This window comes from Streptomyces sp. NPDC046887 (assembly GCF_040644755.1).
Taxonomy (GTDB): domain Bacteria; phylum Actinomycetota; class Actinomycetes; order Streptomycetales; family Streptomycetaceae; genus Streptomyces; species Streptomyces lichenis.
This window is the reverse complement of record NZ_JBEYXH010000001.1, coordinates 602,869-621,584: the sequence shown is the minus strand read 5'-3', so window position 1 is coordinate 621,584 and position 18,716 is coordinate 602,869. Positions and strand designations below refer to the sequence as shown.

The window sequence follows — 18,716 nt, the reverse complement described above, 5'->3', positions numbered from 1 at the left end:
GATATGCGTCTGCACGACTGGCATCAGCTCGAACAAACTCACGGCGGGACAGCCAAGGCAGCACCGCCCTCCCCATGTATTGCCACCGCACTCCGCGCCCGTCGCGAGCGTGGTCAGACGTGAGGACGGGCGCCTCCTGGCCGTCCGCCGGGCCGACAACCGCACCTGGGAACTCCTGGGCAGCGTGCTCGAACTCGCCGACTCCCCCGAGTACGGTGTCGTCCGCGAAGTTTGGGAGGAAGACCGGCATTCGGGTCAAGGTGGACGAGCTGACCGGGGTGCACAAGAACACCGTGCGCGATGTCGTCGCCCTGGTCTTCCGCTGCAAGGCGCCCGCCGGCGCTGAGCGCACCTCGGAGGAGTCGACCGCGGTCGACTGAATCACTCCCGAGCAGGTCTCCGATCGCATGGCCGAGATCTACGCGGTCCGCCTCCTCGATGCCCTGGACGGCAACGGGGCCCGCATGTGGAGCCACGACGGTAAGCGCCTGATCGCCGCGAGGTAGGAGCTTCCTACTCCATCAAGGCACCCGCCGCGCACGCGCGGCGCTTGCGGCCCGTCGTCCGGGCCTGCGCCCCTGTCTACGCCCCGCTCCAGCCCGGCCACCGTCCGCGCGCCTACGGCTCGGGTTGATGGGCGGTGGACACCCTCGGCGGCCGGGCGGCCACCCGTTCGCGAGCCGGATTTCCACCCCGCACCATGTGGAGCCTTCCGGAAGTCACCACCCACTAGATCTAGTGGGTGGTCAAAAAAAAACCACCACATGTAGTGGTGGGGTGCGGTGAGCTGGTGTAGCTTGCTCCTAATCACCCGTCATATTGTACGCGGAAGGAGCGAGATGCCCGCACGGCAGATTGTCAGGGCATACGTAGACGAGACTGGCGATCGCGGCATCTCGGCTTCGGCCTCCCCCTACTTCTCCTTCGCCGCTCTGCTAATCGCTGATGAGCAGGAGCCACAGATGAGGGCGACGATGTCTCGGCTACGTCGCGATCTTAATGTGCCGCCAGGCAAGGCGCTGCACTGGAAAGATCATGTCAAGGTGTATCCGCGGCGACAGCACGTCGCGAGCGCCCTAGCGCAGCTCGCCGATGTCAAGGTCGTATACGTAGTGGTCGAGAAGGCGGCGATCCCTGCGCACGCTGGAATGCGGCACGACCAAGTCATCTTCTACAACTATGCGGCTGGTATCGCGCTGGAACGGATGCTGCTTGCGGCAGGAGGCTGGGCTGGTAGTAGCCGCGACCTAGTCGTCAGGTTCGGTCACGTGCGGGGGTTTGATCACCGCACGACATGTGGCTACTTCAAGATCAAGCCTCAGCGAACACCGGCATTTGTTCCATGGCACCTACTACGGGGTCAGCCTACCTTCGAAGACCAAGCCAAGTGGGACGGACTCCAGGCTGCCGATCAGTACGCGGGCATGTTGAGCGCAGCCATACGGCCAGATCGATACGGGGGCTACGAATCAGCGCACCTGCTGGCTGTCCGACACCAACTCCGACGTGATAGTCGGGGACAGAGCCGCAACTATGGCTTCAAGATCCTTGGAAACGAAGCCACGTTCACTTCGCTACCCTGGTGGCCCGCATCCGGCCTGTGAGACGCAAAGAACCGCCCAGGAGGCCCGGGGCGCTTCAACCGACACATCGGAAGGGTCTGGCAGCAGACCAAGCGTTCTCCCCGCGACCGCCTGGGCGGTCCCGCTTGCTACCTGAAGCTTACCGGCTTTGGTGCACATTGCCCACAGCGCGGGCGTGCCAAGGCACTCACATCCTGCTCCGTTCAGCACAACAGTCCCTACCACAACCCTAGCCCCCACCCCGTCCGCTACCGGCTCTTACAAGCCCCGTAGCGGCCGGTATAGCTGTCGCTGACCATTCCGGCTAGAGCTACGGATCAGATGTTGCTGACGACACTGCCGTCGGGGCGAACGTGCACACAGGCCGACCCCTGTGACCAAGACTTACCCTCCGGACTGCGCGGAGGAGCGGGCGCTCTCGACAAGCGCCCGCATGGAGCCGCCAGCCGACGTGCAAACAACGCCATTGGCTACGGTGTCGCGCCCCGGGGGCCGGGCACGGGGGCGAAGTAGGTGCCCGTCTGGAAGGCCCCGGCGAAGGTCCCGGGGCCGTGTCGGTCATCGAGCCAAGCGCTCAGTCCCCTCACGTCTCCGCTGATCACGGCGGTCAGCAGGAGGTCGTGCAGGCTCTCCTTCTCCCCGGGCGCGAACTCGCCGAGGAAGGTCTCGTAGCGGCCGTTCACTGCCGCCTGATAGTGGCGGAGAGCTTCGACGTATCGGGCGGCCTCGGAGGTGGAGTCGGCTTCCGGCCCGTCCGTCATGTCCTCCTCGGTCAGGGCGCCCGTGCTGTCGCGGAAGGCGAGTCGTGCCAGCAGGTCGTCCGGTTCGCGAAGGCCGGCTCGGACCGCCGTCTCTCGTGTGATACGCCGGGCCTCGCGGTCGCAGGCGCCCTCCATCACGACCCCGAGGTTGCGGGTGTACCCGCTTCCCTCCGGATCGGCTGCGGAGTAGGACTGTCCGTGAGGCGGCGGAAGTTGATGCCGTACTGCGTACGGGTCGGGGTGCCTGCCACGTCGATGTACCGTCGCCGCGAACCGTAGTGCAGGCAGTCATGGGCGTACGCGCGTAGGAGGTCGAGCAGCGCTTGGTCGGCGTCTTCGGGGGTGTTCCCCTCCATCGGGCCGTACATGGTGACGACCGCGACCATCTGCAAGTGGCGGTAGCCCTGGTTCGGGTGGTGGAAGCCGCCGAACGCTCCCGGTCGTGACGACTCCGCCCCCACCAGTACGCGGTCCAGCGGCAGCATCTGCGTCAGGCCGAGCTCGGCGTAGCGGCAACGTGCGGCGTACAGACCGCTGTGGAACACCGCCGTGTCAGCTCCAGCTTCCTGCCATTGCCGCAAGCGGCCGGCCGCAGGACGGAAGACGTGGTCAGGGTGGGCCGCTGTCAGGACGGAGGGGTCGGTCCGGAGGGCGGCCAGGGTGGCGGCGGTCCGTTCGCCGAGGACGGTCTCGTTGGGCGCCAACGGGGTCAGGAGGACGTGTCCTCGATGAGCCGCCGGTGGGAGTCCTGCATCCCCTCCGGGAGCGAGTCCACGCTGAACCACTGTGCCTCCAGGATCTCGAATCCGTCGATCTTCAGCTCGCCTCCGGTGTGCAGGGCCTCGTAGGCCACCTCCACCCGGAGCCGGTAACCGCTGTTGAGGCTCACCAGGCGACCGGGCTTGACGTCCAAGCCGGTCTCCTCCTTCACCTCGCGGACGATGGTCAGCGGGAACTCCTCGCCCTTGACCGCGTAGCCGGTCGGCAGCCCCCAGGGGCGGTCCGGGGGCCACATGCGGTGCTTGAGCAGCAGGACTTTCCCGGCGTCGTCACGGACGACCCCGGTAACGCCCACCATGAACTTGGCGTGGGCGAGCCAGAGGACCCGCCACTGCAAGGGGCCCCGGATGAGTCGCCACAGCCGGGCGATGAGTCGCTTCATGGGTCCGGCCCTTTCGATCGGTCGGGGGCGGTTCGGTGCCGCCCCTGATGCCGGGCACAACGCCGTCAGCTGCCGTCCGACACGTCGGCGCACGCCGGCACCTCGGCCCACACCGCCTTGCCGAACGGGATGTCGGTCACGCCCCACGCGTCGGGGCACAGGGCATCGAGGATGACGAGCCCGCGCCCCCGGCCGCGCTCGTCGGAGGCGGACCGGCGGCGGGGGTGGCGGCGCACCGGGTCGTGCACCTCGACGCGGGTGCGCCGGTCGTCGGCGTCCAGGACCAGGCGTACCGAGTCGCCGGGCTCAGTGCCGTACCGGATCGCATTGGTGACCAGCTCGCAGGCGACCAGGACGACGGTCTCGATGTGGTCGGTGGATACGCCCGGAAGGTGGTAACCGACGTACTCGCGTACGAACTTACGCGCCGCCTTAGCGGATTCCGGCTCGCCCAGCAGCACCAGGATGGGCGGCGGGCCGGGCGGCGGTGCACAGCAGGCGGGCAGATTGGCCAACTGTCCTTCGATCATGCATGTCCCCTTATGGGCAAGCCTGCGGCATGCACGGCAAGTAGCCGCCCGGTCGCAGACGTTCGCACTTCGCTGTAACAGCGTGCTCTCATAGCGTGATCGATTGCAAGTCATTCGCTATCTTCGTAGAAAATTGCAAGCTACTCCAACAGGTGTGCGAAGTGGTGGCGGTACGCAGGTGACAGGCGATCACGCATCACGGCAGACTGTCGCCAAAGTCGCAGGCCGGGGCTGGGAGGGAGACCACGTGAGTGCGCCAACTGTGCGGCGCCGACGGCTCGGTGCGAAGTTCCGCGCGCTGCGCGGTGACCTCACACTCGAAGAGGTGTCGGAGCGGTCCGGGGGCAAGTTCATCCCCTCGAAGCTGTCGCGGATAGAGACCGCGCGCAGTGCCGCGCAGGCGAAGGACGTCAACGCCCTGCTCGATCTGTATGCGGAGATCGGCCGGGACGTCAGCGAGGAGCTGCGCGCGGCGCTGCTGACGTTGACGAAGGAGGGGTCGCAGCGAGGGTGGTGGCAGTCATACCGAGGGGTTCTCACGCCTCTCTATGAGGACATGATCAGCCTGGAAGCGGAGGCTGAGTCGGTCTCTTCCTGGCAGCTTGGTGTGATTCCCGGACTGCTTCAGACCGCCGAGTACGCCCGCGAGATGATCCGCTCGACCGCCATGTCGGAAGCGATCGAGGCGAAGGTCGACGCACTGGTCGAAGTACGCTTGGCGCGCCAGGCAGTCCTTACTCGCGAAGATCCGCTGACTCTCTGGGCCATCATCGCCGAGCAGGTCCTTCGCTCTACCTCCGAGATCGATGGGCTCATGCACGAGCAGCTCGGCCGGTTGACCGCCGTGGGCAGACGGCCGAACGTCAACGTGCAGGTGCTGCCCGTGGACGCGCCACTCCATGTCGGCCAGCTCGGCAGCTTCATGATTCTGGGCTTCGGGCCGCATGCCGATCTTGATGTGGTGCACACCGAAGGGCTCACCTCCACCGTGTACGTGGAGGAGAGCGACAAGGTCGCCGCTCATCGGGACGCGTGGCAGCGGTTGAGTGCAGCCGCGCTCTCGGTCGAGGCGTCGGCGGATCTGATCACCGAGATAAGGAAAAGCACATGAGCCATGTTGACGACGCCGCCACCCTCCCTGTGAGCTGGTGGAAGTCCTCGTACAGCGACGCCGGAGCGCAGTGCGTCGAGTGCGGCATCCTCGATGACCGCACCGTCGCCGTCCGCGACAGCAAGGACCCCCACGGGCCCGCGCTGCTCCTCCCCCGCACCCACCTGGCCGCCTTCGTCGCGGCGGTGGCCGACGGGCGGCTACGCGGCGGGCGGTAGGTCCTGGCGGGTAATGACGGACGGGCCAGCCTCACGTGTCTGCGTGAGGCGGGCCCGGTGTCGCTGGTGGTCAGTCGTCGGAAGGCGGCGCGGGGCCATCGGGTGCGCCCTCATCCGGGTGCGTGTGCGACGGGATGCCTGACCAGTAGTCCGGTGGGAAGTCGTCCGATGTGGAGCCCCGTGCGGTGCCGGTGAGCAGTTCCGCGGTGGGGTCCGTGTCGGTCTTCGGTTCGTCGGCCGGGAGTTCGTCGGTCTCGTCACCGTCTTCGGGGTCTTCAGGGACGTATCCGAAGGTTCCCACCGGGGTCTCGCTCATGGTTCAGCCTCCTGCGGTCATAGGCACGTCCACCGGGAAGCCCTTCCGTAGTGCAGGTTGCCCTTCACTTCAACGCCGTTGGTGGCGATGGCGTAACCGCGTCCTTCGAGGCGGTAGTTCTGCCGGCCGTCCCTCGGGTTGGCGCGACAGCTGACCACGAAGGTGGTGTCGTTGATCTGGCGGCTGGTGCGCGGGCCGATGATCGAATTGGTGATGCGGTGCCATCCGCCCTTCTGGGAGGCGAACTGGGCCTGGGTCCACTGGGTGCGGAAACTGCCTGTGCAGGTCTGGTGAGTCCCTGCCTTGATGTCGCGCAGCCCGTCGGCGACGACCTCCCCGACCCAGATGGTGCAGACGAAGCCGTCGCGTGCGGGAGCGGCCGTCCTGGCGGATGCGATGAGGCCGACCGGGAGCCAGTGCGCCGGGTCGGCGGCCTTGGGGTGGGTGGCCTTCACTGAGGGGCTGTTGAAGGCCCGCTCGCCGTCGTAGCCGAAGTGGGACACGGTGGCGGTGTCCAGGTCGATGGTGCCGCCTTCCGGCGAGGCGGTGATGGGCAGCCGCACCGCGGCGGAATCGTCGGCGGCGGTGGCCGGTGCCGCGATGGCGGTTGTCGCTGCGGTGAGGGCGAGTAACAGCGTTGTCGCTCTGCGCATGGAATCCCCCGGATGGTTGGAGTGAAGCGCTGACGCTTGCCTGTCGATGGTGCCGCTGCGTCGGCACCGACAGGAGAACCGCTGACGGGTTCCCATGGGTGACGGAGGTGGAGCTTATGCCCCGGATGGCCAGTTCGGGGATGAGATCATCCCTTTCGGGAGATCGGCTTCCGTTTCGAAGCATTGGCGGGATAAGACGGCTGGCTGCCGGCTTTCGACTGGATCGTGTGCTGGTGGGCCTTCCGGCTCTTCACTGGCTCCGCTGTCCGGCGCTGGTGGGGTGGACGGCGGACGGCCCGCCTCCGGCGCGGATGTACGCGGGAGGCGGGCCGTTCGTCGTCAGGGGGCGATGGCTACTTCTTGGGGAGCCACTTGCGCCAGACCGGCTCGTTGGCCTTGACCCACTTCTCGGCGGCCTCGTCCGGGGAGAGCTTCTGGTCGGCGATCATCAGGGAGACCTCGTTCTGGTGCTCCTCGGACCAGTGGAAGTTCTTGAGCAGCTGGGCCGCTTCGCCGCCGTTCTTGGCGAAGTCGGTGTTCAGGAACTTCTGGAGGGGGGTGTGCGGGTAGGCGCAGGCGACCTTGTCGGGGTCGGCGTCGCAGCCCTCCTTGTAGGCGGGGAGCTTGACCTCGGTCATGGGGACCTTCTCGAACAGCCACTGGGGCTTGTACCAGTAGGTCAGGAAGGGCTTCTTCTCCTTGGCGAACTGCTTGATCTGGGTGATCTGGGCGGCCTCGGAGCCGGCGAAGACGACCTGGTAGTCCAGGTTGAGATTCTTGACGAGGGCCTTGTCGTTGGTGACGTAGGACGGGGAGCCGTCCAAGAGCTGGCCCTTGCCGCCGGACTCGGCGGTGCGGAGCTGGTCGGCGTACTTGTTCAGATTGCGCCAGTCGGTGACGTCGGGGTGGGCCTTGGCGAAGTACGTGGGGACGTACCAGCCGATGTGGCCGGTGACACCCACGTCGCCGCCGCGGGTGATCAGGCCCTTGTCCTCGATGTAGCGCTGCTCCTGCTCGGGGTGGCCCCAGTCCTCCATGATGGCGTCCACCCGGCCCTGGCTGAGGGCGTCCCAGGCGGGGACCTCGTCGACCTGGACGGTGTCCACCCGGTAGCCGAGCTCGTGCTCCAGCAGGTACTTGGCGACGGCCGTGTTGGCCTGGGCGCCGACCCAGGACTGCTGGGAGAGGGTCACCGTCTTGGAGCCCTCGGCGGCGGCGAAGGGGGAGGACTGGACGGTCATGTCGGCGGCGCCGCAGCCGGTGACCAGCAGAAGGAGACCGGCGGCCGCCGTGGACACAATGCGCTTGGGCATGGTCAGGCCTCCTTTGAAGAGGTGGGCTGGGTTACGCGGTCGAGCATCAGGCCGAGGCAGACGATCGCCGCGCCGGCGACCAGCCCGGTGGCCAGGTCGCCCTGGGCGAGGCCGAAGACCACGTCGTAGCCGAGCGCGCCTCCGCCGACCAGGCCGCCGATGATGACGACGGCGAGGACCAGCACGACCGCCTGGTTGACGGCGAGGAGCAGGGCGGGGCGAGCCAGCGGGATCTGGACCTGGCGCAGTTGCTGCCAGCCGGTGGCGCCGAGGGAGCGGGCGGATTCGAGGGCGACCGGGTCGACGCCCCGTAGACCTTGGGTGGTGATCCGGACGACGGCAGGGAGGGCGTAGACCACCGCGGCGGCGACCGCGGGGGCGCGGCCCACGCCGAACAGGGCGACCACCGGGATGAGGTAGACGAACTGCGGCATGGTCTGGAAGACGTCCAGGACGGGCCGTAGCCAGCGTTCGACGCGGGCGCTTCGGGCGGCGGCGATGGAGACGGCGAAGCCGAGGGCCAGGGTGACGGCGACGGCGGCCAGGACCTGGGACAGAGTGTCCAGGGAGGCGTCCCAGACGCCGAGGACGCCGATGGCGGCCATCGCGAGGACGGCGGTGAGCGCGGTGCGCCAGGTGCCGACGAGCAGGGCCAGGGCGCCGACCAGCAGGAGCAGGCCCCACCAGGGGAGGGCCTGGAGACCGGAGCGTACGGGGTCGAGGACCCAGCCGGTGAAGGCGGCGGCCCAGTCGGCGGTGCCGCCGATGACGGGCACGCCGGAGTAGAGGTGGTCCGTCATCCAGTCGACGGCGGTGTTGACCGGTTCGGCGATGCCCACGTTCCAGGAGGCCGGGAAGGAGAGAGCGCCGAGGAGGCGTGCGGTCAGGGCCGCCGCGGCGGTGAGGGCGGCGGCCAGCAGCCAGGCGGGCCAGCTGCGGCCGTCCCGCTCCTCGCGCTCGGCGGTCGCGGTGCGGTCCAGCACGATGGCGAGCAGGACGATGGGGATGCCGGCGGCCAGCGCGGCGCCCACGTCGACGGAGGCGAGGGCCTGGTAGACCCGGTCGCCGAGGCCGCCCGCGCCGATCACGGAGGCGATGACGGCCATGGAGAGGGCCATCATGACGGTCTGGTTGACGCCGAGGAGCAGTTGGCGGCGGGCCAGGGGGAGGCGGGCGGTGAGGAGGCGCTGGCGGGCGGTGGCGCCGAGGGAGTCCACGGCTTCGAGGACGGTGGGGTCGGCCTCGCGCAGGCCGAGCGCGGTGAGGCGGGCCATCGGCGGGGCCGCGTAGACGACGGTGGCCAGCACGGCCGCCGGGACGCCGATGCCGAAGATCAGGACGACGGGGAGGAGATAGGCGAAGGCCGGGAGGACCTGCATGGTGTCCAGGACCGGGCGCAGGGCGCGGAAGGTGCGGTCGGAGAGGCCGGCGGCCAGACCGAGCAGGGCGCCCAGGGCGAGGGAGGCGGCGACGGCCACCACCATCAGGGCGAGGGTCTGCATGGTGGGCACCCACATGCCGAGCAGCCCGCAGACGGCGAACGCGGCGGCGGTGGACAGGCCGATGCGGATGCCGGCGGCGCGCCAGGCGATGACGGCCGCGGCGACCGTGACCCCGGCCCAGCCGAGGGCCAGGAGGAGGAGATAGACGGCGCGGACGGAGAAGACCACCGCGTTGCTGATGTGGCCCAGGAAGTAGAGGAAGAACGGGTGGCTGTCCCGGTTGTCGATGATCCAGTCGCTGGTCGAGCCGAGGGGGGAGGAGAGGTCCACGGAGAGGGCGGCGGGCCAGTTGAGGCTGGTTGCGGTGAGGAGGCCGGCGATGGTGAGGAGGACCGCGGCGGCCAGGGGCCACCAGCGGCGGGCGGGGAGTCTCGGAGACGGAGACGGTACGGAGAGGGGGGCGGTGGTGGTGGTCATGCGGCGGCCGCCTTCCGGCCGTCCTCCTGGGACGGGACGGTGGCGGGCACCCCGGCGACGACGGCCAGCAGACCCTGGTGGTCGACCACGCCGAGGCAGCGGCCCTGCTCGGTGACCCGGGCGGGCCCGCCGCTGCGGGCGACCGCCTCGATGGCCTCGGCGACCGTGGCGGTGGGCGCGAGGGCGGGCCCGGAGGAGTCGGCCTCGCCGTCGCGGGCGGGCCGCATGGCACCGCGTACCGTCATGACCTGCTCGCGCGGCACATCGCGTACGAAGTCGCGGACGTAGTCGTCGGCGGGCGAGCCCACGATCTCCTCGGGGGTGCCGAGCTGGACGATCCGGCCGTCGCGCATCAGGGCGATCCGGTCGCCGAGGCGCAGCGCCTCGTTGAGATCGTGGGTGATGAAGACCATGGTGCGGCCCTCCTCGCGGTGGAGCCGGGCCACCTCCTCCTGCATATCCCGGCGGATCAGCGGGTCCAGCGCGCTGAACGGCTCGTCGAAGAGGAGGACTTGGGGATCGGAGGCGAGAGCGCGGGCGAGGCCGACGCGCTGCTGCTGGCCGCCGGAGAGCTGGCGGGGCCGGCGCTGCTCCATCCCGTCCAGGCCGACCTTGGCGACCAGTTCGGCGGCCTTGGCGCGGCGCTCGGCGCGGCCCATGCCCTGGATCTCCAGGCCGTAGGCGACGTTGTCCAGGACGGTGCGGTGCGGCAGCAGCCCGAAGTGCTGGAAGACCATCGCGGCGCGGTGGCGGCGCAGTTCGCGCAGCCGGGCCTTGTCCATGGCGCCGACGTCCTCGCCGTCGATGGCGATGGTGCCCGCGGTGGGCTCTATCAGCCGGGTGAGGCAGCGGACCAGGGTGGACTTGCCGGAGCCGGACAGGCCCATGACGACGAAGACCTCGCCCTTGCGGACGTCGAAGGAGACGTCCCGGACGGCGGCGGTACAGCCGGTGCGCTCGCGCAGTTCGGCGGCGGGGAGGGCGGTCAGCTCGGGGTCGCCGGGTATGCGGCGCGCGGCGGACTTGGGGCCGAAGACCTTCCAGAGGCCGTTTACGGAGAAGACCGGGGGCTGGGAGGGTTGTTCGGGGACCTGGGTCGGACCCGTGGCCGGGGCCGTACTCGCGGCCGGGGCCGGGCTTGCGTCCGGGGCCGAGCTTGCGTCCGGGGCCGGGCTTGCGTCCGGGGCCGGGCTCGTGTCCGGGGTCGGGGGCTTCTTTTCGGCGGGGGTGGGGACGGTGGCGGTCACTTGGCACCGCCTCCCAGCAGTTCAGCGGCCTTTTCGCCGACCATGAGGACTCCGATCATCGGATTGACGGCGGGCATCGTGGGGAAGACCGAGGCGTCGGCGATACGGATGCCGGACAGGCCGCGGATCTTCAAGTCGGGCGTGACGACCGCCAGTTCGTCGTCGGCGGCGCCCATCTTGCAGGTACCCGCCGGGTGGTAGACGGTGTGCGCGACCTTGCGGGCGTACTCGCTCAGTTCCTCGTCGCCGGTCACCTCAGGCCCGGGGCAGACCTCGCGCTTCAGCCAGCCGGCCAGCGGCTCGGCCTTGGCGACCTCGCGGGCGATCCTGATGCCGTCCACCAGGGTGCGGCCGTCGTAGTCGTCCTCGTCGGTGAAGTACCGGAAGTCCAGGGCCGGCTTGGCCTCCGGGTCGGCGCTGGTGAGGTAGAGGCGGCCGCGCGAGCGGGGCTTGGGGATGTTCGGGGTCATCGAGACACCGTGCGCGGGCCGTTCGTAGCCCAGTCGCTCCGGGTTGTCGGTGAACGGGATCTGGTAGAAGTGGAACATGAGGTCCGGGCCCTCGGACTCCGGGTCGCGGCGGACGAAGAGCCCGGCGTCGCTGTCCATCGCGGAGTTCTCCGGGATGGGGCCGTGGGTCTCCCAGACGATCACCGACTCGGGGTGGTCGAGCAGGTTCTCGCCGACGCCCGGCAGGTCGCGGACGACCGGGATGCCGAGGGCGTCCAGGTCGGCCTTCGGGCCGATGCCGGAGTGCAGCAGCAGCCGCGGGGTGTCCACCGCGCCGGCGCAGACCACGACCTCCCGGCGGGCCGAGATCAGCCTCTCCTCGCCGTCCTTGGTGCGGACGTGGACGCCGCGGGCGGTGGTGCCGTCCAGCTCCAGCCGGTACGCCCAGGTCTCCAGCAGGATGGTGAGGTTGGACCGCTCGTCCATGATCGGGTGGAGGTAGGCCACCGAGGCGGAGGAGCGCTTGTTGTCCTCCGGGTGGTACGCCAGGTCGAAGAAGCCGACGCCCTCGTGGAACGGCTGGGCGTTGAAGCCCTCGACACGCGGCACGTCCAGCGCCTTCCGCGCGGCGTCCACGAAGTCGCGGGCGATGGCGTTGCGGTCCTTCTCGTCCACCGAGACGATGTTGTTCAGCAGCCGGGCGTAGTACGGGTCCATGGCGGCCGCGTTCCAGCCGGTGGCGCCCGCCGCCTCCCACTCGTCCCAGTCGGACGGCAGCGGCTTGAAGGAGATCAGGGTGTTGTGCGAGGAGCAGCCGCCGAGCACCCGGGCGCGGCTGTGCCGGATGTGCGAGTTGCCGCGCGGCTGCTCGGTGGTCGGATAGTCGTAGTCCAGGTCCCCGCCGAGCAGGCCCATCCAGCGGCGCAGGGTGAGCACGTCGGGGCGGTCGACGTCGGAGGGGCCGCCCTCGATGACGGCGACGGTGGTGCCCGGGTCGGCGCTCAGCCGGTGGGCGATGACCGAGCCGGCGGTGCCGCCGCCGACGATGACGTAGTCGTAGGTGTCGGAGGCGGGGGCGGATTCCCCGGCGGAGTCGGCCTCGGCGGCCGGCTGGGCCGATTCGGCCGGCTCTCCGGCGGAGTCGTATACGTGGTTGTACGCGGCGATCATGCGGGGGTCTCTTCTCTGCGGCTCTGCGGCGGTGGTCCTCGGGGGCTTCTCCCGTACGTACGGGATCCCGTACGTACGGGAGTACGGCTCAGCCCTTGAACCAGCGCACCGGGCGCGGGGCCAGGTTCTGGTAGACGTGCTTGGACTCGCGGTACTCGGCGAGGCCCGCCGGGCCCAGCTCGCGGCCGATGCCGCTCTTGCCGAAGCCGCCCCACTCCGCCTGCGGGAGGTAGGGGTGGAAGTCGTTGATCCAGACGGTGCCGTGGCGCAGCCGGCCGGCGACCCGGCGGGCGCGGCCCGGGTCGGCCGTCCAGACGCCGCCGGCCAGGCCGTACTCGGTGTCGTTGGCGAGGGCGACGGCCTCGTCCTCGGTGCGGAAGGTCTCCACGGTGAGGACCGGGCCGAACACCTCCTCGCGGACCACCCGCATCTCGCGGTGGCACTGGTCCAGGACGGTGGGGCGGTAGAAGTAGCCGGCCTTCAGGGCGGGCTCCAGGTCGGCGGGGCGCTGTCCGCCGGCACGCAGTACGGCTCCCTCGGCGAGCGCGGAGGCGACGTACTCCTCGGTACGGGCGAGCTGCCGGTCGGAGACCAGCGGGCCGCACTCCACGCCGTCGGCGGTGCCCCGGCCCAGGCGGATCTTCTCGGCGCGGCGGGCGAGTTCGGCGACGAAGCGCTCCCGAACCGACTCCTCGATGATCAGCCGGGAGCCGGCCGAGCAGACCTGGCCGCTGTGGATGAAGGCCGCGTTGAGCGCCTGGTCCACGGCGGTGTCGAAGCCCTCGTCGGTGGCGCAGGCGTCGGCGAAGACCACGTTGGGGTTCTTGCCGCCCAGTTCCAGGGCGACCTTCTTCACCGTGTCGGCGGCGGCGCGCATCACCTTCGTACCGCTGACCAGGCCGCCGGTGAAGGAGACCAGGTCCACGTCCGGGTGCTCGGACATCCGGGCGCCGACCGGGTCGCCCGCGCCGGTGACCAGGTTGGCCACCCCGTCGGGCAGCCCGGCCTCGGCGAGCAGGCGGATCAGCGCGACGGTGGTCAGCGGGGTGATCTCGCTGGGCTTGAGGACGAAGGTGTTGCCCGCGGCGAGCGCCGGAGCGATCTTCCAACTGGCCTGGAGCAGCGGGTAGTTCCAGGGGGTGATCAGGGCGCAGACGCCGACCGGCTCATGGACCACGGTGCTGTGGACCTCGGGGGTACCGGCGTCCACCACCCGGCCGCCGGACTCGCCGGCGACCAGGTCGGCGAAGTAGCGGAAGGCGTCGGTGACGCAGTCCACGTCCACCCGGCCCTCCTCGGCGGTCTTGCCGGCGTCCCGGCTCTCCAGCAGGCCCAGCTCCTCGCGGTCGCGCTGGAGGAGGTCGGCGACCCGGCGCAGCAGTGCGGCGCGCTCGGCGACCGGGGTGGCCGGCCAGGACCCCTGGTCGAAGGCGGCGCGGGCGGCGGCGATCGCGGCGTCGGTGTCCTCGGCCCCGCCCTCGGCGACGACCGCGAGGACGGTCGCGTCGACGGGGTCGAGGATCTCGCGGGTGGCGCCGTCGGCGGCTGCTCGCCACTCGCCGCCCACGTGGATGGTGTGTCGGTCGGACACGTGCTGGTCGGACACGTCGCGTTCTGCCTTCCGTTCCGGGTCGTACCGGCGCCCCGCGGGGGGCGCCGTGCCTCGACGGGGTCGATCGGGCCGATCGAGGTCCCTGCCGCGGCCTGGTTGGGGCCTGATGGAGGCCTGGTGAGGGCCTGAGAAGGGCGCAGCCGGCGGCCGGAGGGGGCCGTGGACGGCTGCGGTTCCGGCGGGCTACCGGAGAACGGCTCCCTGCCCCCCGTGGCGAGAACCATGCCTGAACGTGGGTTTGCTCACTTCGGGGAGGGGTAGTCCGCCACTTGCTCTCTGTCACGACCCCGTCATTCGAACGGGTCTGCGGTCCGGACCGTGGGGCGGATGATCCGATCGGATGATGATCCGAGGAAGGCGCTGGCCGGTCGCCCGCCGGTCGGCCGGGGCGTGCCTAGGGTGCCCTGCATGCGCAGTAGCGACGACCGCGTCTATCTCGCCCCCGTCGACCAGCTGCGCGCCGCCGCCGCCGTGCTGGTGGTGCTCTACCACGGCTGCCAGGTGCTCGGAGCCCGGTTGCAGGGGCGGGAGTTCCGGCCGGCGGAGGACTGGCCGCACTCGGTGAACCCGGCCTGGACGCTGGTCTTCGAAGGGCACACCGCCGTCGCGCTCTTCATGGTGCTGTCCGGCTTCGTCTTCACCGTCGGGGCGTACGGGCGGCCGGTGCGCTACGGGCGGTTCCTCGGCAACCGGGCGCTGCGGGTCTACCCGCTGTATCTGCTGGTCGCCCTGCTGGGGCTGGCCACCCAGGTGTCCCTGCCGACCTGGCGGGAGCTGCTGGGGGTGCTCACCTTCGCGGCGCCCGCCCAGCCGTACGGCGGGGTGTTCTGGACGCTCGCCGTGGAGATGCAGTTCTATCTGGTGTTCCCGCTGCTCAACCGGCTGCTCACGGAGCGCGGGCCGGGCGCCCTGGTGCGGCTGCTGGCCGCGGTGGCCGTGCTGCGGGCCCTGGTGTGGCTGAGCAGCCCGGTGGCCGAGCCGCACACGGTGGCGCTCTACCTGGGGCTGGCCGGGCGGATCGACCAGTTCCTGCTGGGGATGCTGGCGGCCTGGGCGTATCTGCGCCACCGGGAGCGGCTGCGGGCGGGGCGGCGGGTGCTGCTGCCGGTGGCGGGGGCGCTGGCGCTCGCCCTGACCTGGTGGTTCAACCAGGTGCGCGGCTTTGTCTCGGACAGTCCGCTGAAGCTGGTGTGGGGGACGGCCGAGGGGGCGGTGTGGGCGCTGGCGGTGCTGGTGTACGTGGCGGGGGGCCCGAGCCGCGGGGTGCTGTCCCGCGCGGTGGCCCGGCTCGGCGAGGTGAGCTTCTCGGTGTATCTGACGCACTTCATGGTGCTGGCGGTGCTCGGCGAGTACGCGGCCGGGTGGCCGATCCGGGCCCTGGTCCCGGCCGGGCTGCCTCCGCTGGCGGCGGCGTTCTGGCTGACCCTGCTGGTGGCGCTGCCGTTGACGGTGGCGGTCTCCTGGCTGACGTACCACGCGGTGGAACTGCCGTTCCTGCGGCTGCGGCGCCCCTACACCGCCCCGGGCGTGGAGACACCTCGCCCCCGGCAGCGCGCGGCGGCCGGGGGCGAGGAGCGGATCACAGGCTGATCGGACGAGATCAGATCAGGCCCAGGCCGCGGACGGCGTCGCGCTCCTCCGCGAGCTCCTGCACCGAGGCGTCGATGCGGGTGCGGGAGAACTCGTTGATGTCCAGGCCCTGGACGATCTCGTACGTGCCGTCCTTGCAGGTGACCGGGAAGGAGGAGATCAGGCCCTCCGGGACGCCGTAGGAGCCGTCCGAGGGGATGCCCATGGAGGTCCAGTCGCCGGCCGGGGTGCCGTTGACCCAGGTGTGGACGTGGTCGATGGCGGCGTTGGCGGCGGAGGCGGCCGAGGAGGCGCCCCGGGCCTCGATGATCGCGGCGCCGCGCTTGGCGACGGTCGGGATGAAGGTGTCGGCGAGCCAGGCCTCGTCGTTCACGGTCTCGGCGGCGTTCTTGCCGGCGATCTCCGCGTGGAAGATGTCCGGGTACTGGGTGGCCGAGTGGTTGCCCCAGATGGTCAGCCGCTTGATGTCGGAGACGGCGGCGCCGGTCTTGGCGGCCAGCTGCGAGATGGCGCGGTTGTGGTCCAGGCGGGTCATCGCGGTGAACCGCTCGGCCGGCACGTCCGGCGCGGCGGCCTGGGCGATCAGGGCGTTGGTGTTGGCCGGGTTGCCGACCACCAGGACGCGGATGTCGTCGGCGGCGTGGTCGTTGATGGCCTTGCCCTGCGGCTTGAAGATGCCGCCGTTGGCCTCCAGCAGGTCGCCGCGCTCCATGCCCTTGGTACGGGGGCGGGCGCCGACGAGCAGCGCGACGTTGGCGCCGTCGAAGCCGACGTTCGGGTCGTCGGTGATCTCGATGCCGCGCAGCAGCGGGAAGGCGCAGTCGTCGAGCTCCATCGCGGTGCCCTCGGCGGCCTTCAGGCCCTGGGGGATCTCCAGCAGGCGGAGCTTGACCGGCACATCCGCGCCGAGCAGGTGGCCGGAGGCGATGCGGAAGAGCAGCGCGTAGCCGATCTGGCCGGCCGCGCCGGTCACGGTGACATTCACGGGAGTGCGGGTCATGGCGATCTCCGTAAGACAGCTGGCGGTGGGGGTCCCTGCCCCTGGTGCTGGACATCCCCATGATCGATCGGTGTCTCGACGTGAAGAGATATCCAGCGGTCAGGCTATCCGAACCCGCACCGCCTCAATCCCCGCCCCCGCACCCTGTGTCGTGGCTCACTGCGCTCCCGGGGCCCCGTCCGTGCAGTCCTGGCCGCCGGCCGCCAGGGTGGCGCAGGCCTTGGACGCCTCGGCGGAGGCCGCGGCCACCATCGCGGTGTAGGTGTCGGTGCCGCCGGCCTTGACCGACCGCTGCTCGGTGGTGCCCGCCGCGGAGACGGTGACGGTGTCCCCGCCGGTCGCCTGGGTGATACGGGCCCAGGCCGCGCCGCACACCTTGCTGTAGCGGACCTCGATCCGGGCGGTGCCGACCGTGGCGGTCGCGGCGGTGGTCGCGTACTCGCCGCCGCATCCCATCTGCTGGGCGTCCTGGCCGGTGCAGTCCTTGCCGTTGCACTTCACCCCGGGCGGCAGCTTGACGGCGGCGCTGGTGGTGGGGGCGGCCGAGGTGGGCGGCCCGGCGACGGTCTTGCCGGTGCCGGTGTCGTCGCCGTCCTGACCGATCAGGAAGTACGCCCCGGCGGCGACGGCCACCACGGCGGCGGCCGCGCCGGCGATCAGCGGCAGCCTGCTCCGGCGGCGCGGGGCGGGGTCGGCCGGTCCGTCGGCCTGATGGGTACGGGGCTGGGGGGCGTCCGTGATGTTCCTGCCCGGGCCGCGGGGGGCGGGTCCGTTGGGGCCGCCGTCCGCGGGGATGACGGATCCGTGGGTGGGGCGCGGGCCGGGGGACGGGGTGGCGGCGGGGCCGGTGGGGCGCTCGCCGGGCCGGTCGGTGGCGGGGGCGGGGGCGCCGGTGCCGCCGCCGAAGTCGCCGAGGGCGGCCCGCGCCTGGGATATGCGGATCGCCTCCATGGTCATGTCATGGCGCATCTCCGCGCGGCTCCAGGCCCGCTCGGCCAGCTCCCACATGGTGGTGAGGTGGATCGGGTTGGTACCGGTGACCTCGGCGAGCGCGAGGACGGCGCCCTTGGGAGGGAGCAGCCGGCCGTTGAGGTAGCGCTCCCAGGACGTCTTGCTGTACCCGGTGCGGTCCGCGACGGCGGCGACACCCAGCCCGCCGCGGTCCACCAGCCGGCGCAGCTGGCTGGTGAACTCCTTGACCTGCGGGTCGAGTTCCTCCGGTAGCGCCTTCCAGCGAGGCATTGCCTCCCCCTCGTCCCCCCGTTGCGTGCTGATGTGCTCCCCGTACCGCGCCCTGCGGGCGCCGGCCGGGTCTCCGCTGGGTGGGATGCGCGGAGCCGGGGTGCCAGTTCCCGTGGGTCGGGGCGGGTACGGACGCACCCGCGCCCGGACGTGCCCCGTCGCACACCCGGCGCCGAGTGCCGCCCCAGTCTCGCATCCCGCCGCGGGTCGCCCACACCATGCCGGAATGGTCACTTCCGTGCCACAGCCGCAGGAAATCCCTTGCTCGCGATTGGCGCGTGCATGACCCTCTTGGGACAACGCCGCGGCGCCCGTCCTGCTCGGGGGAGAGGATGGGCGCCGTAGCGGAGGTCCGGGCGCGGGGCCCCTCCATGGGGGGCGGGCGGTCAGCGGACCGCGAACCGGACGGCCTTCTCCAGGAGTGGGATCTCCAGCCAGGGATTCGGCTGGGTCATCAGCGCGAAGAAGACGATCGCCGCGCCGAGCAGTCCGTAGGTCGCCATGTCGGTGAACCTCGACCGTACGGCGAGCATCCCCACCGACGGCAGGACGCGGCGCATCACGGCTCCGGTCAGCAGGGCCGCCCCGACCAGCAGCGAACCGACGCGCGCGGCCTGCGGGAACGGGTCGAAGCCGACCACCAGCAGACCCAGCGCGACCAGCCCGACCACGGTGAGCAGCGGCCACTGGCGGGCCGGCGCCGGAGCGTCCCCGGGCGCCGCCCGCCCGCCGCCCTCGGGGCGCGCGGTGTCCCGGGTCACGGCCGGCGGCCGCCGCGAACCGGTCGGGGGCGCGCCACTTCCCGTAGCACCGCCACTTCCCGTAGCACCGCCGCCGCTT

18 protein-coding genes and 1 pseudogene are annotated in these 18,716 nt (G+C 70.8%); 5 read left to right on the top strand and 14 right to left on the bottom strand.

Annotation, left to right across the window (positions count from 1 at the left end):
* Positions 1-79: 79 nt before the first annotated feature.
* A pseudogene (locus ABZ945_RS02835) lies at positions 80-506 on the top strand (NUDIX domain-containing protein).
* Between the two features lie 333 nt (positions 507-839).
* Entirely contained in the window at positions 840-1,604 is a 765-nt protein-coding gene (locus ABZ945_RS02830) for a DUF3800 domain-containing protein (RefSeq protein ID WP_361262723.1), read from the top strand.
* A 449-nt stretch (positions 1,605-2,053) separates the two neighbouring features.
* Here the strand turns inward: ABZ945_RS02830 and ABZ945_RS02825 are convergent, their stop codons facing one another.
* From ABZ945_RS02825 to ABZ945_RS02810, 4 genes are all read right to left on the bottom strand, one after another.
* Positions 2,054-2,482, bottom strand: a complete 429-nt coding sequence (locus ABZ945_RS02825; protein ID WP_361262720.1) for a hypothetical protein — start codon at positions 2,480-2,482, stop codon at positions 2,054-2,056.
* Positions 2,479-3,048, bottom strand: a complete 570-nt coding sequence (locus ABZ945_RS02820; protein ID WP_361262717.1) for a hypothetical protein — start codon at positions 3,046-3,048, stop codon at positions 2,479-2,481. Before ABZ945_RS02820 ends, ABZ945_RS02825 begins: the two co-directional genes overlap by 4 nt.
* Before the next feature lie 5 nt (positions 3,049-3,053).
* Positions 3,054-3,506: an NUDIX domain-containing protein gene (locus ABZ945_RS02815; RefSeq protein WP_361262714.1), complete on the bottom strand. Its 453-nt coding sequence runs from the start codon at positions 3,504-3,506 to the stop codon at positions 3,054-3,056.
* Positions 3,507-3,571: 65 nt separating this feature from the next.
* Entirely contained in the window at positions 3,572-4,036 is a 465-nt protein-coding gene (locus ABZ945_RS02810) for an ATP-binding protein (protein ID WP_361262711.1), read from the bottom strand.
* Between the two features lie 247 nt (positions 4,037-4,283).
* Between ABZ945_RS02810 and ABZ945_RS02805 the strand changes: the two genes are divergently transcribed.
* Together ABZ945_RS02805 and ABZ945_RS02800 are read left to right on the top strand one after the other, a co-directional pair.
* Entirely contained in the window at positions 4,284-5,147 is an 864-nt protein-coding gene (locus ABZ945_RS02805; RefSeq protein ID WP_361262708.1) for a helix-turn-helix transcriptional regulator, read from the top strand.
* Positions 5,144-5,365 carry a DUF397 domain-containing protein gene (locus ABZ945_RS02800; protein WP_361262706.1) on the top strand — a complete coding sequence of 74 codons (222 nt, stop codon included), beginning with the start codon at positions 5,144-5,146 and terminating at the stop codon, positions 5,363-5,365. The genes ABZ945_RS02805 and ABZ945_RS02800 overlap by 4 nt, the downstream gene beginning before the upstream one ends.
* Before the next feature lie 70 nt (positions 5,366-5,435).
* On the opposite strand, the gene ABZ945_RS02795 is transcribed toward ABZ945_RS02800, so the two are convergent.
* The 7 genes from ABZ945_RS02795 to ABZ945_RS02765 form a co-directional block, all read right to left on the bottom strand.
* Positions 5,436-5,681 (bottom strand): hypothetical protein, encoded by a 246-nt coding sequence (locus tag ABZ945_RS02795; protein WP_361262703.1) that lies wholly within the window; start codon positions 5,679-5,681, stop codon positions 5,436-5,438.
* Positions 5,682-5,698: 17 nt separating this feature from the next.
* Positions 5,699-6,334: a hypothetical protein gene (locus ABZ945_RS02790; protein ID WP_361262700.1), complete on the bottom strand. Its 636-nt coding sequence runs from the start codon at positions 6,332-6,334 to the stop codon at positions 5,699-5,701.
* Between the two features lie 353 nt (positions 6,335-6,687).
* Complete coding sequence (locus ABZ945_RS02785; protein WP_361262697.1) at positions 6,688-7,647, bottom strand: ABC transporter substrate-binding protein; 960 nt, start codon at positions 7,645-7,647, stop codon at positions 6,688-6,690.
* Positions 7,648-7,649: 2 nt separating this feature from the next.
* Entirely contained in the window at positions 7,650-9,566 is a 1,917-nt protein-coding gene (locus ABZ945_RS02780; protein ID WP_361262694.1) for an ABC transporter permease subunit, read from the bottom strand.
* Positions 9,563-10,813, bottom strand: coding sequence for a glycine betaine/L-proline ABC transporter ATP-binding protein (locus ABZ945_RS02775; RefSeq protein WP_361262691.1), 1,251 nt, complete (start codon positions 10,811-10,813; stop codon positions 9,563-9,565). Before ABZ945_RS02775 ends, ABZ945_RS02780 begins: the two co-directional genes overlap by 4 nt.
* The gene (locus ABZ945_RS02770; protein WP_361262688.1) at positions 10,810-12,432 is read right to left on the bottom strand and encodes a GMC oxidoreductase; all 1,623 of its coding nucleotides are present in this window, start codon (positions 12,430-12,432) and stop codon (positions 10,810-10,812) included. The genes ABZ945_RS02775 and ABZ945_RS02770 overlap by 4 nt, the downstream gene beginning before the upstream one ends.
* Positions 12,433-12,520: 88 nt before the next feature.
* Positions 12,521-14,023 carry an aldehyde dehydrogenase family protein gene (locus ABZ945_RS02765; RefSeq protein WP_361262685.1) on the bottom strand — a complete coding sequence of 501 codons (1,503 nt, stop codon included), beginning with the start codon at positions 14,021-14,023 and terminating at the stop codon, positions 12,521-12,523.
* A 429-nt stretch (positions 14,024-14,452) separates the two neighbouring features.
* Between ABZ945_RS02765 and ABZ945_RS02760 the strand changes: the two genes are divergently transcribed.
* Positions 14,453-15,634, top strand: coding sequence for an acyltransferase (locus ABZ945_RS02760; protein ID WP_361262682.1), 1,182 nt, complete (start codon positions 14,453-14,455; stop codon positions 15,632-15,634).
* Between the two features lie 10 nt (positions 15,635-15,644).
* Here ABZ945_RS02760 and ABZ945_RS02755 read toward each other — a convergent pair whose 3' ends face one another.
* The 3 genes from ABZ945_RS02755 to ABZ945_RS02745 all read right to left on the bottom strand — a co-directional run bounded on the left by ABZ945_RS02755 (position 15,645) and on the right by ABZ945_RS02745 (position 18,637).
* Positions 15,645-16,634, bottom strand: a complete 990-nt coding sequence (locus ABZ945_RS02755; RefSeq protein WP_361262679.1) for a malate dehydrogenase — start codon at positions 16,632-16,634, stop codon at positions 15,645-15,647.
* Between the two features lie 156 nt (positions 16,635-16,790).
* Positions 16,791-17,876 carry a DUF2690 domain-containing protein gene (locus ABZ945_RS02750; protein ID WP_361262677.1) on the bottom strand — a complete coding sequence of 362 codons (1,086 nt, stop codon included), beginning with the start codon at positions 17,874-17,876 and terminating at the stop codon, positions 16,791-16,793.
* A 386-nt stretch (positions 17,877-18,262) separates the two neighbouring features.
* Positions 18,263-18,637 carry a DUF3017 domain-containing protein gene (locus ABZ945_RS02745; RefSeq protein WP_361262674.1) on the bottom strand — a complete coding sequence of 125 codons (375 nt, stop codon included), beginning with the start codon at positions 18,635-18,637 and terminating at the stop codon, positions 18,263-18,265.
* Positions 18,638-18,716 lie beyond the last annotated feature (79 nt).